We start from the raw sequence: 13,311 nt of genomic DNA, 5'->3' as shown, positions 1-13,311 counted from the left end.
GGGCCTTGGGGGGCCGCACAAGTGTCGCCCCAGGCCGCCGGTCTGTCGAGAACACGGTACGCCCCGACGACGCGACCGCCAGATGGTCCAGGTGACGGCTGAGTGACAATGGCCGCGACAAGAGAGGGACGGAACGCCGGTGCTGTGGACCTTGGTCATACCCCTGAAACCCCTGACGCGCGCCAAGAGCAGGCTCTCGGACACCGCCGGCGACGGGCTGCGCCCCGGCCTCGCCCTCGCCTTCGCCCAGGACACCGTGGCGGCCGCGCTGGCCTGCCCGGCGGTCGGGGATGTGGCGGTCGTCACGGACGACGCCCTGGCCGGCCGCGAGCTCACCGCGCTGGGCGCCCGGATCGTCCCCGACGAGCCCCGGGGTGGCCTCAACGCGGCCCTGACGCACGGAGTGACGGCCGTACGCGCCGCACGTCCCGCAAGCCCCGTTGCAGCCCTGAACGCCGATCTCCCGGCGCTACGCCCGCTGGAATTGTCCCGCGTCCTGGACGCGGCCGCGGAATTCCCCCGCGCTTTCCTCGCCGACGCGGCCGCAATCGGCACGACTCTGCTGGCCGCAAGCTCCGCCCAGGAATTGCTTCCGGCATTCGGCCCGGATTCCCGCGCCCGGCATCGGGCGTCCGGGGCCGTGGAGCTCGCGCCCGGGGACGTGGATTCCGTACGGCAGGACGTGGACACGGGCGACGACTTGCGGGCGGCGCTGGCGCTGGGGGTCGGGCCGTACACGGCGGCCGTTTCGGCGGGTTTGCTGATTCCCGGGACCTAAAGTGCCGGTGCGGCTGGGCGCTGCCGGCTTAGAGGTGCCGCCTTCTGCGGGACGGGCGCCGCCCCAGCGGCACGATCGCCCGCAGGCTGAGCTGAGCGCCCCACAGGGGCGCGGGGCTGTATCGGTTTGCGGCTCCTCCGAGTGGGCGCGACCAGCCACAACGCATCCACAGTCGGCAGACAACCGCACCCCGACAACGAGCCGCCGCAGGCACTAGGCTGGCCGTCATGCAAGCCACCGCATACACGTACGACGCCGACACCCGAACCGGCAGCGTGCTGCTGGACGACGGCACCCCCGTGCCCTTCGACGCACCGGCGTTCGACGCGGGCGGCCTGCGGCTGCTGCGCCCCGGGCAACGGGTCCGTATCGAGACGGAGGGCACCAAGGACAGCCTCCGGATCACCCTGGTGACGCTGCAAACCCTCTGACGCGGGACCCGAACACGCCGCGGGCCGGACTCCGATGCGGAGTCCGGCCCGGCGCGTGAGTGCCCCTGTGCCCTTACCTCTTACCTCTTGCGGGCCGTGGCCGTCTTGGCGGTGGTCTTGCGAGCCGTCGACTTCTTGGCGGGGGCCTTCTTGGCCGTCGCCTTCTTCGCCGGGGCCTTCTTGGCGGTCGCCTTCTTGGCCGTGGTCTTCTTCGCCGCGGTGGTCTTGGCGGCGCCCGTGGTCTTCTTGGCCGTCGTCTTCTTCGCGGTCGTCTTCTTGGCGGCGGGCGTCGTCTTCTTGGCCGTCGTCTTCTTCGCCGTGGTCTTCTTGGCGGCTGCCGCCTTGGTGGTCTTCTTGGCGGCCGCCTTCTTCACGGTCGCCGCAGCGCCACCGGTCAGGCTGCCCTTGGGCGCCTTCTTGACGGCGACCTCGCCGCCGCGCGGGAGCTTCTTCGAGCCGCTCACCAGGTCCTTGAAGCCCTGGCCCGCACGGAAGCGCGGAACGGAGGTCTTCTTGACCCGAACCCGCTCGCCGGTCTGCGGGTTGCGGGCGTAGCGGGCCGGACGGTCGACCTTCTCGAACGAGCCGAAGCCGGTGACCGAGACCCGGTCCCCGGCGACGGTCGCGCGGACGATGGCGTCCAGGACCGCGTCGACAGCCTCGGCGGCCTGCTGGCGGCCGCCCAGCTTGTCGGCAATCGCTTCTACGAGCTGCGCCTTGTTCACGTCTTCCCCTTCGGAGACATTGCCAGAACGAAAGTGTTCAAGCTTTTTCGCACGTTAGGCAGATATATACCGCAAATCAAACACGAAACGGGCTAATCACCCGTGCGCCGCAACGAACTCGGCTGTCTCGAACGCGTTCAGCGGTCCTCTTCGGGGAATCGACCCTCGTCGAGGTCCATGGTGAACGCCTCCAGACGCCTTGCCGCGTCGGCGAGATCGTGCTTGGCCGCGGCCGTAATGACCAGCAGCTTCCGGGTCAGCGCCATCCGTACGCCCTCCGGGACTTGCAGTGCGCGCACCCTTGAGTGCGCTTCCTTCAGTTGGTCCGCGACTGCCGCATAGAGCTCGAGTTGGCCGTCGTGTTCCATGCACAGATTGTGCCATCTGGGGCGAGTTGTCGCCTGCGGGGGTCGCAACTGATGCCTCAAACGGCCTTCCGGGCTCCGGCGGAAGTCACGCCTACACAGCTCGGCTACCCCGGCAACAACCGTCGTAACGTGGGAAGTTGGGAACAAGCGCGAGTGCCCCCGAGTCCGTTCGGGCCCGGACACAGCTGTACCCCCGATCGGGCTGATCGGGGGTACAGAGGGGGCGTTCAGGTGGCCGAAACCCGACCTGCTCAGGGGCTCCGGATCAGACCTTGAGCGTCCGCGGCTTGTACGACGGGCGCTTGGCCTCGTACGCGGCGATGTCGGCCTCGTTCGAGAGGGTGATGGAGATGTCGTCCAGCCCGTTCAGCAGCCGCCAGCGGGAGTTCTCGTCCAGCTCGAAGGAGGCGGTGACGCCCTCGGCGCGCACCTCGCGGGCCTCCAGGTCGACGGTGATCTCGGCCTGCGGGTCCCGCTCCGTGAGCTCCTGCAGCGCGTCCACGATCTTCTGCTCCAGAACGACCGTGAGCAGGCCGTTCTTCAGCGAGTTGCCGCGGAAGATGTCGGCGAAGCGGGACGAGATCACGGCTTTGAAGCCGTAGTTCTGCAGCGCCCACACCGCGTGCTCACGGGAGGAGCCGGTGCCGAAGTCGGGGCCGGCGACCAGGACCGTGGCGCCCTGCCGCTCGGGGCGGTTGAGGATGAAGTTCTCGTCCTTGCGCCAGGCCTCGAACAGCCCGTCCTCGAAACCGTCCCGCGTGACCTTCTTGAGCCAGTGAGCAGGGATGATCTGGTCGGTGTCGACGTTGGAGCGGCGCAGCGGGACGGCCCGGCCGGTGTGCGTGGTGAATGCTTCCATGACTCTCAGACTCCAGCGGGCGTACGGGTCTCGGCGTCGGACAGGTCGGCCGGGGAGGCCAGGTGGCCCAGGACCGCCGTCGCGGCGGCGACCTGCGGCGACACCAGGTGCGTACGACCGCCCTTGCCCTGCCGGCCCTCGAAGTTGCGGTTGGAGGTGGACGCGGAGCGCTCACCCGGGGCCAGCTGGTCGGGGTTCATGCCGAGGCACATCGAGCAGCCCGCGTGCCGCCATTCGGCGCCGGCCTCCTTGAAGACGACGTCCAGACCCTCGGAGACGGCCTGCAGACCGACCCGCGCGGAGCCCGGGACGACCAGCATCCGTACGCCGTCGGCGACTTTGCGGTCCTTGACGATCTCGGCGGCGGCGCGCAGGTCCTCGATGCGGCCATTGGTGCAGGAGCCTACGAAGACGGTGTCCACCTTGATGGAGCGCAGCGCCTGTCCGGCCTCCAACCCCATGTATTCCAGGGCCTTTTCGGCGGCGAGGCGCTCCGAAGCGTCTTCGTACGAAGCCGGGTCGGGGACGGACGCCGAAAGCGGCGCGCCCTGGCCGGGGTTGGTGCCCCAGGTGACGAACGGCGACAGCGACGCGGCGTCGATGACGACCTCGGCGTCGAACTCGGCGCCCTCGTCCGTCTTCAGCGTCTTCCAGTACGCGACGGCGGCGTCCCAGTCCTCGCCCTCGGGGGCGTGGGCGCGGCCCTTGATGTACTCGAAGGTGGTCTCGTCGGGGGCGATCATGCCCGCGCGGGCACCGGCCTCGATCGACATGTTGCAGATGGTCATGCGGGCCTCCATCGAGAGCTTCTCGATGGCGGAGCCGCGGTACTCCAGGATGTAGCCCTGGCCGCCGCCCGTACCGATCTTGGCGATGATCGCCAGGATCAGGTCCTTGGCCGTGACACCCTCGGGCAGTTCGCCGTCGACCGTGATCGCCATGGTCTTCGGACGGGCCAGCGGCAGCGTCTGGGTGGCCAGCACGTGCTCGACCTGCGAGGTGCCGATGCCGAACGCCAGCGCACCGAACGCGCCGTGCGTGGAGGTGTGGGAGTCACCGCACACGACCGTCATACCGGGCTGGGTCAGACCCAGCTGCGGGCCGACGACGTGCACGACGCCCTGCTCTACGTCGCCCAGCGGGTGCAGCCGGACGCCGAACTCGGCGCAGTTCTTGCGCAGCGTCTCCAGCTGGGCCCGGGAGACCGGGTCCGCGATCGGCTTGTCGATGTCGAGGGTCGGGGTGTTGTGGTCCTCGGTCGCGATGGTGAGGTCGAGACGGCGCACCGGGCGGCCGTTCTGACGCAGGCCGTCGAAGGCCTGCGGGCTGGTCACCTCGTGCAGGAGGTGGAGATCGATGAAGAGGAGGTCGGGCTCGCCCTCGGCGCGCCGGACGACATGGTCGTCCCAGACCTTCTCCGCGAGTGTCCTACCCATCGCTTTCCCTCCGGCCGGCAAACGTCCACCGGCCCAACTAGAGATCTTGAGGAGACGGCACCCGGCCCCAATTCACGGGCATCCGTCATCCGGCCCGTTCGGTCAGCGGGCCGCTGTGCATACAAGGGTTGCGCGTCTCACGAAAAAAGGAACTTGCGTTTCACAGAGTGAGACGTGAGTATCGTTTCATGGACAACAGCAGCGGCGTGGGCGTTCTGGACAAGGCAGCCCTTGTCCTCAGCGCCCTGGAGTCCGGTCCGGCCACCCTCGCGGGACTGGTGGCGGCCACCGGACTGGCACGACCGACGGCCCACAGACTGGCCGTGGCCCTGGAGCACCACCGTATGGTGGCACGCGACATGCAGGGCCGTTTCATTCTCGGCCCGCGCCTGGCGGAGCTGGCTGCGGCCGCCGGCGAGGACCGCCTCCTCGCGACGGCGGGCCCGGTGCTCACGCATCTGCGGGACATCACGGGCGAGAGCGCCCAGCTCTACCGCCGCCAGGGCGACATGCGCATCTGCGTCGCCGCGGCCGAGCGCCTGTCCGGACTGCGGGACACCGTCCCGGTCGGCTCGACGCTCACGATGAAGGCCGGTTCCTCGGCGCAGATCCTGATGGCCTGGGAGGAGCCCGAGCGCCTGCACCGCGGCCTGCAGGGCGCCCGCTTCACGGCCACCGCCCTCTCGGGCGTACGGCGCCGCGGCTGGGCCCAGTCCATCGGCGAGCGCGAGCCGGGCGTCGCGTCCGTCTCCGCACCCGTACGCGGCCCGTCCAACCGCGTGGTGGCCGCCGTGTCCGTCTCCGGTCCCATCGAGCGCCTGACGCGCCACCCGGGCCGTATGCACGCCCAGGCGGTCATCGACGCCGCCGCCCGCCTCTCCGAGGCGCTGCGCCGCACGGGCTGACCCCCGGGACGCAGGGAAACGTCAGCGAGGAGAGCCCGCCTCAACGCCGCGGCAGGCCCTCCCCGCTCCCCCGATCCCCCCTGGTCACCCGGTCTTCTCGGCCGCCTTCTGCTCGGCCCCGGCCGCCGACCGGTGTGCGAACCGGTCCTTCGCGTAGCGCCCCCGCTTCTCCAGCGGCACCTGCCCGTGCGCACCGGCGAGCCCGAAGGCCGGCATGTCGAAGTAGATGGCCTCGTACGACCCCTCGGGCACCACGTACGCCTCGTGCCACAGCCCCACATGACCGTGCGCCTTCCCTGCACGTTCCTTGCCGTTGAAGATCGACCAGGCCCGGTGGTGGAACATCTGCGGCGAGTGCGCGTAGGTGTACAGCTTCTCCTTGGACTCCCAGTACTGGACGATGTAGTACGTCCGCGGCGAGGCCGTCAGCATCACACGCCCCAGCAGCCCCCGGTCATGGTTCCGCGCAAGCTCCCCAAGCATGCGGAACATCGCCAGCATGACCGGCAGCCACTGGTGCACCGCCCAGAAGTGGTTCACGCGCATGCCGATGAGCAGGACCACCACATCACCTTCCGCATCCGCGGTCGTGCGACCTCGTACCGGCTTCGCGAACATGGCGGTCCCCTGGTTCCCTCGTCGGATAGCGACGCTATCCTTCTGTTCGGTGCTTGGATAGTGACACTTCCCAAGGAGAGGCGCAAGAGATGCGGCTGGCTGAGCTCAGCGAGCGCAGTGGGGTGTCCACCGCGACGATCAAGTACTACCTGCGCGAAGGCCTGTTGCCGCCGGGCCACCAGATCAACGCCACTACGGCCGAGTACGACGAGGAGCATCTGCGCCGGCTGCGGCTGGTGCGGGCGATGATCCAGGTGGGCCGGGTGCCGGTGGCGACGGTCCGGGAGGTGCTGGGGCATGTCGACGACGACTCCCTGCCGCGGGCGATCCGCCTCGGCGCCGCGGTCTGGGCGTTGCCGCAGGTGCCGGAGCCGGACGCGGACGACGAGTTCGTCCAGGCCGCACACCAGGAGGTCACCGCACTCCTGGACCAGCTCGGCTGGCAGAACGCCAAGCGGCTGACGTCCCTCTCCCCCGCCTACCGCTCACTGGTGGTGGGAGTGGCGGCGCTGCGCCGGCTCGGCTACGACTTCGGGACCGAACTGCTCACGCCGTACGCCGAGTTGATGTACCGGACGGCCGTCCTCGACCTGGACAACATGGAGGCGCACTCCTCGCAGCAGGAGGAGCAGATCGAGTTCGCGATCCTGGGGGCGATCCTCAACGAGCCGGTGCTCCAGGCACTGCACCGACTGGCCCAGGAGGAGGAGACGACGCGGCGGTACGGCCTCGAGTAGCCGTCACCGGGCACGACGAAGGCCCCCCGCCGAAGCGAAGGGCCTTCCTGGTGTACCCCCGACCGGATTCGAACCGGCGCTACCGCCTTGAGAGGGCGGCGTGCTAGGCCGCTACACAACGGGGGCGAGGATCTTGCAAGCGTTTGACTTACACCGCCGCAGATCCGAGCTGGTCTACCTGGACTCGAACCAAGACTAACTGAACCAGAATCAGTCGTGCTGCCAATTACACCATAGACCAATGTGGTTTAGACCAGTTTGTACCCCCGACCGGATTCGAACCGGCGCTACCGCCTTGAGAGGGCGGCGTGCTAGGCCGCTACACAACGGGGGCCCTAGCGATCCCGAGTTGATCGAGATCAGTACCCCCGACCGGATTCGAACCGGCGCTACTGCCTTGAGAGGGCAGCGTGCTAGGCCGCTACACAACGGGGGCTTAGCGGATGACATCCGCGGTGCGGATGAGCTCCGCGAGCTGGCCTACCTGGACTCGAACCAAGACTAACTGAACCAGAATCAGTCGTGCTGCCAATTACACCATAGGCCACTGGAACGCAAGCCCCTGCGGGGATCTTGTTCTAGTTTGCTCCTCCGGTTCCCGGCCTTTCGGCCCGCTCTCCGGCGGCGCAGGAAGAACATTACCTGAAGGTGGACGGGGCTCCAAAACGGGTATCGGCGCGGAGGATCGCGGGGAGTTCGGCGAGGGAGGCGATCCGGTGGGGGCCCGTGGGTGCGTCACCGCTGGTGTGCGCGCCGTCGCGGTCGATCCACACCGACAGCAGTCCGGCCTCGGCGGCACCGCGCCCGTCGATCTCCGGGTGGTCCCCGACGTACGCGACCTGGTGCGGTGCGAGTTCCAGGGCCTCGCAGGCGGCCAGGAAGGCGCCGGCCTCGGGCTTGGAGACGCCGAGTTCGGCGGCGCACAGGATGACCTCGAAGCGGTCGTGCACGCCGAGGGTGCGCAGCTTGCGGTCCTGGACGGTGAGGCTGGAGTTGGACAGCACCGCGTGACGGTGGCTGGCCGCGAGGGCGTCCAGGGCGGGCAGGACGTCCGGGAAGAGGGCCCAGGCGGCCTCATAGTGCGCCATGTACCGCTGGAACCAGTCGTCGGCCCGGGCGTCGGTCAGCTGCTCGCCGAGGAACACCCTTACGCGATCGCGGCGCTGGCCCTCGAAGGTCACCTCGCCCGCCGAGAACCGCGCCCACTGCCGGTCGGTGATCTCACGCCAGTGGGCCAGGGCCTGCTCCACGGTGTCGTACCCGTCGAGCAGGCCCTCGGCGGCGAGATGCGCGCCCATGCCGACGCGGTCCGCGGTCGTGTAGTCGAAGAGGGTGTCGTCCACGTCCCAGACGACGGCTCTGATCGCCATGGCACCGACGGTACCCCCGGCCCGGCTGGGGGTCCGGGGGTCAGCCCCCGAAGTACGCAGCGTCGAAGAGGGTGTCGTCCACGTCCCAAACGACGGCTCTGATCGCCATGGCACCGACGGTACCCCCCGGACCGGCTGGGGGTCCGGGGGTCAGCCCCCGAAGTACGCAGCGTCGAAGAGGGTGTCGTCCACCTCCCGGACCACGGGCCGAATGCTCGTGATCCGACGGTGACGCGGCGAGTCCGTGACGTGTCTCTCAGTTGACCGTGGTCGTGCCGGTCAGGGTGAGGGTCGGGCCCTGGCTGTCGCGGGGTTCGGCGGTGAGGGTCCAGGTGTAGGTGCCGGGGGCCCGGGTGCCGTCCTGGCGGTAGCCGTCCCAGGAGGCGCGGACGGCGGCGGCGGTGGAGGTGCCGGTGAGGGTGCGGACGACCGTGCCGGTGCCGGTGGCCAGGGTCAGGGTCCAGGTCGACGGCTTGCTGAGCTGCCAGACCGGCTTCCAGGGGTTGGACGTCGCCGGACCGCCCGCCACGGGGTCCGTCTGCGCCTCCATCTGTGCCAGGGGCGAGGTGGGGACGTCGGCGGTGACGAGCGCCACCTTGGCCGTGTCCGTGAGGTACGCGACGTTGCCACCGAAGCGGTCCACGGCCCACCGTCCGTTGCCGCCGCCGGTGTTCTGGTCGGTCGTGGGGAGCACGGCCACGGTGCGCGTGGTCGCCGTACCGGTGTGGAAGTCGGTGAGCAGCAGTTCGTGGGTGGTGCGGTTCTCACGGACCAGGTAGCCGTCGGCGAGGCGGGCCGGGCCGGAGGGCACGGTGATCGCGCGGCCCGTGGCGCGGTCGTAGACGCCCGTCGGTCCCGCGGTGCCGCAGGTCCAGTAAAGCCAGGTGTTCACGGCCTGGAGTTCGCTCGGGGTGCAGGGGGCGCCGGTGCTGACCGAGGCGACGTTCTTCTTCGTCTTGAGGTCGTAGGCGACGACCGTGCCCTGGGTGCTGCCCGGGGTCCACAGGCGCTGGCCCCAGAGGGCGGCGGCGGTGCGGGTGCGGTTCAGCGTGATGGTTCCGGCGGCGGCCTTCGGGAAGTCGGCGACCTCCTGCACGCCGGCGGTGCCGCCGTTGTAGAGCGCGTAGCGGCCGGTGCCGGTGAGGAGGCGGCCGCCCGCGTCGCCGGTGGGCAGGTTGCGGATGGTGGTCGCGTCCTCGCCGACGACGTTCATGGACTCCTTGCCTGCGGAGTCGGTCCACAGGTAGGCGACCCTGCCGTCGCCGAGGGCCTCCATCTGCGGGCAGGCGGCGTCGCCGCCCAGGCACGGGGACGCGGGGGCCAGCGCGGGGCCGCGGCGGGCCTGGAGGGCGGTCGGGCGGCCCGTCGTGTCGAACGGGATGGTGTAGAAGCCGTAGGCGCCGTTGTTGCCGGTGTTGCCGTACATCTGGAGTTCGCCGCCCGCGAGCGCCAGGCCGTCCGGACGGGTCTTCCAGGCCGGCACGTCGAGGACGTTCTTGCTGGTGACGTCGGAGTCGGCGGTGGGCGTGACGCGGTAGACGTGCCAGTCGACGCTGGACGGGCCCGCGGTGATGAGGAGGCCGCCGTCCGGGGTGATGCCGAAGTGGCCCTCCGCGCCGGGGAGGAGCGTGCGGGAGCTGTTGTCCGTGAGTGAGACGTCCCACAGGGCCGGGCCGACTCCCGCGGGCAGGAAGATCGGGTCGTTCTCGTCCTTGCTGATACCGGCGAGCAGGTGGTCGCCGACGACGGCCTGCGGGGTGCCGTAGTACTGGCCCGTGATCGTGCCGGGAGCGGTGCCCGGCTCCGAGTCCACGCGGATCGCCTTCTTGTCGGCGACCAGCCAGCGGTCGTTGAACAGGACCTTCGTGGGTGCCGCGGTCAGACCGGTCACATAGGGGCGCAGGGAGCCGTCCGCGAGGTCGACCAGGCCCACGCCGGTCGTGCCGTCCACGGTGTAGACGACGGCGGCGCGGCGCACCGAGCCGCCCGTGACGTACTTGGTGGGCCTGGCGTCGGCGGGCAGGCCGGTCACCGGGAGGTCGGTGGTGGTGCCGTCGGCGGCGGCGCGCAGGACGTGCGGGGCGCCCGAGCCGTCCTGGGTGAGGACGCTCCAGCCCGTGGCGGCCTCGTAGGTCTGGCCGTCCGGGATCTGCACGGTCGCGGTGGCACCGGTGGAGCGGTGCTTCTGCGTGACGGTGCTGCCGCTGCGGGTGTTGCTGACATCGTTGCCGGTGGCCAGGTCGTCGGGCCCGGCGTGCTGCGGCGGGGTGAAGTCCGGGTAGTCGGCGGACATCGTCGCGCCCGAGCCGCCCTCCGGCAGCCAGTACTGGAACCCGGACGCCCCTGACCACCGGTATTGCACCTCGGTCGGCACGGTCCTGCTCAACTGCACGGTCGCCACGGGTGTGTCGGCGCTCGGCGCGGCCTGCGCCTGCGTGGCGGACACCGCGCAGGACAGGGCCACCACCCCGGTGAGCGCCACCTCGGCAAATCTTCGTGAACGGGTCACGTCCCCTCCCCCAAGTCACATGCTGAGCAGGATGAGCTTGTGCCTCACCTGCAAGGCGACCATGCAACGTCGGCCCGGGGAGCGGGAGTTGCACGGAAGGGAGAACTCCGGGTGACAAGTCCGTGTACGGCAGGAGGGCGGCTTCCGTTACGGAAGCCGCCCTCCTGTGAGTTCACCGGGTCGGTGTCACCCTGCGGTGAGCCTGACCAGCGCCGCGTCGATGCGGGCCAGGGTCTTCTCCTTGCCCAGGATCTCCAGGGACTCGAACAGGGGCAGGCCGACCGTGCGGCCGGTGACGGCGACGCGGACCGGGGCCTGGGCCTTGCCGAGCTTGAGGCCGTGGGCCTCACCGGCGGCCAGGACGGCCTCCTTGAGGGACTCGGCGGAGGTCCAGTCGGCGGACTCCAGCTTCTCGCGGGCCGTGCGGAGGAGGGCGTCGGAGCCCTCCTTCATCGCCTTCGTCCAGGACGGCTCGTCGAAGACCGGCTCGGCGAGGAACAGGAAGTCGACGTTGTCCGTGATCTCCGAGAGGACCTTCAGGCGGGTCTGGGCGTGCGGGGCGACCGCCTGCCACTTGGCCTCGTCGAAGTCCTCCGGGGCCCAGGGGGCGAAGGGAGCCTTGAGCCAGGGGGCGCAGCGCTCCGTGAAGTCCTTCACATCCAGCAGGCGGATGTGGTCGGCGTTGATCGCCTCGCACTTCTTGAGGTCGAAGCGGGCCGGATTGGGGTTCACGTCCGCGATGTCGAAGGCAGCCACCATCTCCTCGATGGTGAAGATGTCCTTGTCCGCGGAGAGCGACCAGCCCAGCAGGGACAGGTAGTTGAGCAGGCCCTCCGGGAGGAAGCCGCGCTCGCGGTAGAGGTTCAGAGAGGACTGCGGGTCGCGCTTCGAGAGCTTCTTGTTGCCCTCGCCCATGACGTACGGCAGGTGGCCGAAGTGCGGGATCTGCTGGGCGATGCCCAGCTCGATCAGCGCCTTGTAGAGGGCGATCTGGCGGGGGGTGGAGGAGAGCAGGTCCTCGCCGCGCAGGACGTGGGTGATCTCCATCAGGGCGTCGTCGACCGGGTTGACGAGCGTGTACAGCGGGGCGCCGTTCGCGCGCACGATGCCGTAGTCGGGGACGTTCTCCGGCGTGAAGGTCAGCTCGCCGCGGACCAGGTCCGTGAAGGTGATCGTCTCGTCGGGCATGCGGAAGCGGACGATCGGGGTGCGGCCCTGGGCCTTGTACTCCTCGACCTGCGCGTCCGTGAGGTCGCGGCAGTGGCCGTCGTAGCCGGACGGCTTGCCGGCGGCGCGGGCGGCCTCGCGGCGGGTGTCCAGCTCCTCCTGCGAGCAGTAGCAGTGGTACGCGTGGCCGGCGTCCAGGAGCTTGGCGGCGACGCCCTTGTAGAGGTCCATGCGCTGCGACTGGCGGTACGGCGCGTGCGGGCCGCCGACCTCGGGGCCCTCGTCCCAGTCGAAGCCCAGCCAGCGCATCGAGTCGAGCAGCTGGTTGTACGACTCCTCGGAGTCGCGGGCGGCGTCGGTGTCCTCGATGCGGAAGACCAGAGTGCCCTGGTGGTGCCGGGCGAACGCCCAGTTGAACAGGGCGGTGCGGACCAGGCCCACATGGGGGTTACCGGTGGGCGAGGGGCAGAAACGGACGCGTACGGGGGAGCCGGGTGCGCTAGCCACGCTTGACAACCTTGTTGGTGAGAGTGCCGATGCCTTCGATGGTGACGGCGACCTCGTCGCCGACGGTGAGCGGTCCGACGCCTGCCGGGGTGCCCGTGAGGATCACGTCGCCGGGGAGCAGCGTCATGGCCTCGGAGATGTTGACGATCAGATCCTCGATGGAGTGGATCATCTCGCTGGTGCGGCCGAGCTGGCGTTGTTCGCCGTTGACCGTGAGCTGGACGGTCAGGTCGGACGCGGTGGCGAGGTCGAGGTCGGTCTCCACCCAGGGGCCGAGCGGGCAGGAGGTGTCGAAGCCCTTGGCCCTGGCCCACTGCTTCTCGCGCTTCTGCACGTCGCGGGCGGTGACGTCGTTGGCGCAGGTGTAGCCGAAGATCACGTCCGCCACGCGCTGGCGCGGGACCTCGCGGCACATGCGGCCGATGACGACGGCAAGTTCGGCCTCGTGGTGCAGTTCCTCGGAGAAGGGCGGGTACTGGATCTCGTCGCCGGGGCCGATCACCGAGGTGGAGGGCTTGAAGAAGGCGAACGGGGCGTCGGGCACCTCGTTGCCGAGTTCGCGCGCGTGCTCGGCGTAGTTGCGGCCGAAGGCCACGACCTTGTTGGGGAGCACCGGGGGCAGCAGCCGCACCTTGCTCACGGGCACCTTCGTACCGGAGAGCTCGAAGTCCGCGAAGGGGATGCCCTTGATGATGTCGAGGACGAGCTCGTCCGGCTTGTCGCCCTCGACCGCGCCGAAGGCGACGTTCCCGTCGATGGAGAACCTGGCGATGCGCACGGGATCCTGCGCCCCTCACTTGAGCCGGCTGGAGTCTGACGCTCCAGGCTAACGCGGTGAGAGGGCTGCGCCGCGCGCATTTGAGGCGTGCGCGGCCGCGGTGAGTGATCTACGGCCGGTGCG

At 69.8% G+C, this 13,311-nt stretch carries 13 protein-coding genes and 5 tRNA genes; 4 read left to right on the top strand and 14 right to left on the bottom strand.

Features of this window, described 5'->3' with window-relative positions; translation table 11 throughout:
• The first annotated feature begins 139 nt into the window (after positions 1 to 139).
• Complete coding sequence (gene cofC, locus EDD92_RS33130) at positions 140 to 778, top strand: 2-phospho-L-lactate guanylyltransferase (protein ID WP_123967708.1); 639 nt, start codon at positions 140 to 142, stop codon at positions 776 to 778.
• 227 nt (positions 779 to 1,005) lie between these two features.
• Positions 1,006 to 1,209 (top strand): hypothetical protein, encoded by a 204-nt coding sequence (locus EDD92_RS33125; protein ID WP_123967707.1) that lies wholly within the window; start codon positions 1,006 to 1,008, stop codon positions 1,207 to 1,209.
• An 80-nt stretch (positions 1,210 to 1,289) separates the two neighbouring features.
• Here EDD92_RS33125 and EDD92_RS33120 read toward each other — a convergent pair whose 3' ends face one another.
• The 4 genes from EDD92_RS33120 to leuC all read right to left on the bottom strand — a co-directional run bounded on the left by EDD92_RS33120 (position 1,290) and on the right by leuC (position 4,597).
• Positions 1,290 to 1,934 carry an HU family DNA-binding protein gene (locus EDD92_RS33120; protein ID WP_030943039.1) on the bottom strand — a complete coding sequence of 215 codons (645 nt, stop codon included), beginning with the start codon at positions 1,932 to 1,934 and terminating at the stop codon, positions 1,290 to 1,292.
• A gap of 137 nt (positions 1,935 to 2,071) precedes the next feature.
• Positions 2,072 to 2,302: a hypothetical protein gene (locus EDD92_RS33115; protein ID WP_099931534.1), complete on the bottom strand. Its 231-nt coding sequence runs from the start codon at positions 2,300 to 2,302 to the stop codon at positions 2,072 to 2,074.
• Between the two features lie 265 nt (positions 2,303 to 2,567).
• Entirely contained in the window at positions 2,568 to 3,161 is a 594-nt protein-coding gene (gene leuD, locus EDD92_RS33110) for a 3-isopropylmalate dehydratase small subunit (RefSeq protein ID WP_123967706.1), read from the bottom strand.
• A gap of 5 nt (positions 3,162 to 3,166) precedes the next feature.
• The gene (gene leuC / locus EDD92_RS33105) at positions 3,167 to 4,597 is read right to left on the bottom strand and encodes a 3-isopropylmalate dehydratase large subunit (protein WP_123967705.1); all 1,431 of its coding nucleotides are present in this window, start codon (positions 4,595 to 4,597) and stop codon (positions 3,167 to 3,169) included.
• Between the two features lie 188 nt (positions 4,598 to 4,785).
• Here leuC and ndgR point away from each other — a divergent pair, with 188 nt between their 5' ends.
• On the top strand, positions 4,786 to 5,502 hold the full coding sequence (gene ndgR, locus EDD92_RS33100) for an IclR family transcriptional regulator NdgR (protein WP_007384919.1): 717 nt from the start codon (positions 4,786 to 4,788) through the stop codon (positions 5,500 to 5,502).
• A gap of 84 nt (positions 5,503 to 5,586) precedes the next feature.
• Here the strand turns inward: ndgR and EDD92_RS33095 are convergent, their stop codons facing one another.
• Positions 5,587 to 6,120, bottom strand: a complete 534-nt coding sequence (locus tag EDD92_RS33095) for a DUF4188 domain-containing protein (RefSeq protein ID WP_123967704.1) — start codon at positions 6,118 to 6,120, stop codon at positions 5,587 to 5,589.
• 89 nt (positions 6,121 to 6,209) lie between these two features.
• On the opposite strand from EDD92_RS33095, the gene EDD92_RS33090 reads away from it, so the two are divergent.
• The gene (locus tag EDD92_RS33090; protein WP_123967703.1) at positions 6,210 to 6,857 is read left to right on the top strand and encodes a MerR family transcriptional regulator; all 648 of its coding nucleotides are present in this window, start codon (positions 6,210 to 6,212) and stop codon (positions 6,855 to 6,857) included.
• Between the two features lie 53 nt (positions 6,858 to 6,910).
• Here the strand turns inward: EDD92_RS33090 and EDD92_RS33085 are convergent.
• The 9 genes from EDD92_RS33085 to EDD92_RS33045 all read right to left on the bottom strand — a co-directional run bounded on the left by EDD92_RS33085 (position 6,911) and on the right by EDD92_RS33045 (position 13,188).
• Positions 6,911 to 6,983, bottom strand: a tRNA-Glu gene (locus EDD92_RS33085).
• Between the two features lie 43 nt (positions 6,984 to 7,026).
• Positions 7,027 to 7,098: transfer RNA gene (locus EDD92_RS33080), tRNA-Gln, on the bottom strand.
• A 20-nt stretch (positions 7,099 to 7,118) separates the two neighbouring features.
• Positions 7,119 to 7,191: transfer RNA gene (locus EDD92_RS33075), tRNA-Glu, on the bottom strand.
• A 29-nt stretch (positions 7,192 to 7,220) separates the two neighbouring features.
• A tRNA-Glu gene (locus tag EDD92_RS33070) sits at positions 7,221 to 7,293 on the bottom strand.
• Between the two features lie 39 nt (positions 7,294 to 7,332).
• Positions 7,333 to 7,404, bottom strand: a tRNA-Gln gene (locus EDD92_RS33065).
• A 91-nt stretch (positions 7,405 to 7,495) separates the two neighbouring features.
• Positions 7,496 to 8,227, bottom strand: a complete 732-nt coding sequence (locus tag EDD92_RS33060) for an HAD family hydrolase (RefSeq protein WP_123967702.1) — start codon at positions 8,225 to 8,227, stop codon at positions 7,496 to 7,498.
• Positions 8,228 to 8,483: 256 nt separating this feature from the next.
• Positions 8,484 to 10,736 carry a FlgD immunoglobulin-like domain containing protein gene (locus tag EDD92_RS33055; RefSeq protein WP_123967701.1) on the bottom strand — a complete coding sequence of 751 codons (2,253 nt, stop codon included), beginning with the start codon at positions 10,734 to 10,736 and terminating at the stop codon, positions 8,484 to 8,486.
• Between the two features lie 186 nt (positions 10,737 to 10,922).
• A complete protein-coding gene (gene gltX / locus EDD92_RS33050) occupies positions 10,923 to 12,410 on the bottom strand; it encodes a glutamate--tRNA ligase (protein WP_123967700.1) in 1,488 nt (495 codons plus the stop codon).
• Positions 12,403 to 13,188: a fumarylacetoacetate hydrolase family protein gene (locus EDD92_RS33045; RefSeq protein ID WP_123967699.1), complete on the bottom strand. Its 786-nt coding sequence runs from the start codon at positions 13,186 to 13,188 to the stop codon at positions 12,403 to 12,405. Before EDD92_RS33045 ends, gltX begins: the two co-directional genes overlap by 8 nt.
• Between the last annotated feature and the right edge of the window lie 123 nt (positions 13,189 to 13,311).

This window comes from Streptomyces sp. TLI_185 (genome assembly GCF_003814765.1).
Lineage (GTDB): Bacteria > Actinomycetota > Actinomycetes > Streptomycetales > Streptomycetaceae > Streptomyces.
Note: the sequence above shows the minus strand (reverse complement) of the source record. Positions and strands in the feature narration are given on the sequence as shown.

Excerpts from the sequence above, each read along its gene's own strand:
- EDD92_RS33125 (WP_123967707.1), top strand. The coding sequence starts at position 1,006 with ATGCAAGCCACCGCATACACGTACGACGCCGACACCCGAACCGGCAGC.
- EDD92_RS33115 (WP_099931534.1), bottom strand. The coding sequence starts at position 2,302 with ATGGAACACGACGGCCAACTCGAGCTCTATGCGGCAGTCGCGGACCAA.
- leuD (WP_123967706.1), bottom strand. The coding sequence starts at position 3,161 with ATGGAAGCATTCACCACGCACACCGGCCGGGCCGTCCCGCTGCGCCGC.
- leuC (WP_123967705.1), bottom strand. The coding sequence starts at position 4,597 with ATGGGTAGGACACTCGCGGAGAAGGTCTGGGACGACCATGTCGTCCGG.
- ndgR (WP_007384919.1), top strand. The coding sequence starts at position 4,786 with ATGGACAACAGCAGCGGCGTGGGCGTTCTGGACAAGGCAGCCCTTGTC.
- EDD92_RS33095 (WP_123967704.1), bottom strand. The coding sequence starts at position 6,120 with ATGTTCGCGAAGCCGGTACGAGGTCGCACGACCGCGGATGCGGAAGGT.
- EDD92_RS33090 (WP_123967703.1), top strand. The coding sequence starts at position 6,210 with ATGCGGCTGGCTGAGCTCAGCGAGCGCAGTGGGGTGTCCACCGCGACG.
- EDD92_RS33060 (WP_123967702.1), bottom strand. The coding sequence starts at position 8,227 with ATGGCGATCAGAGCCGTCGTCTGGGACGTGGACGACACCCTCTTCGAC.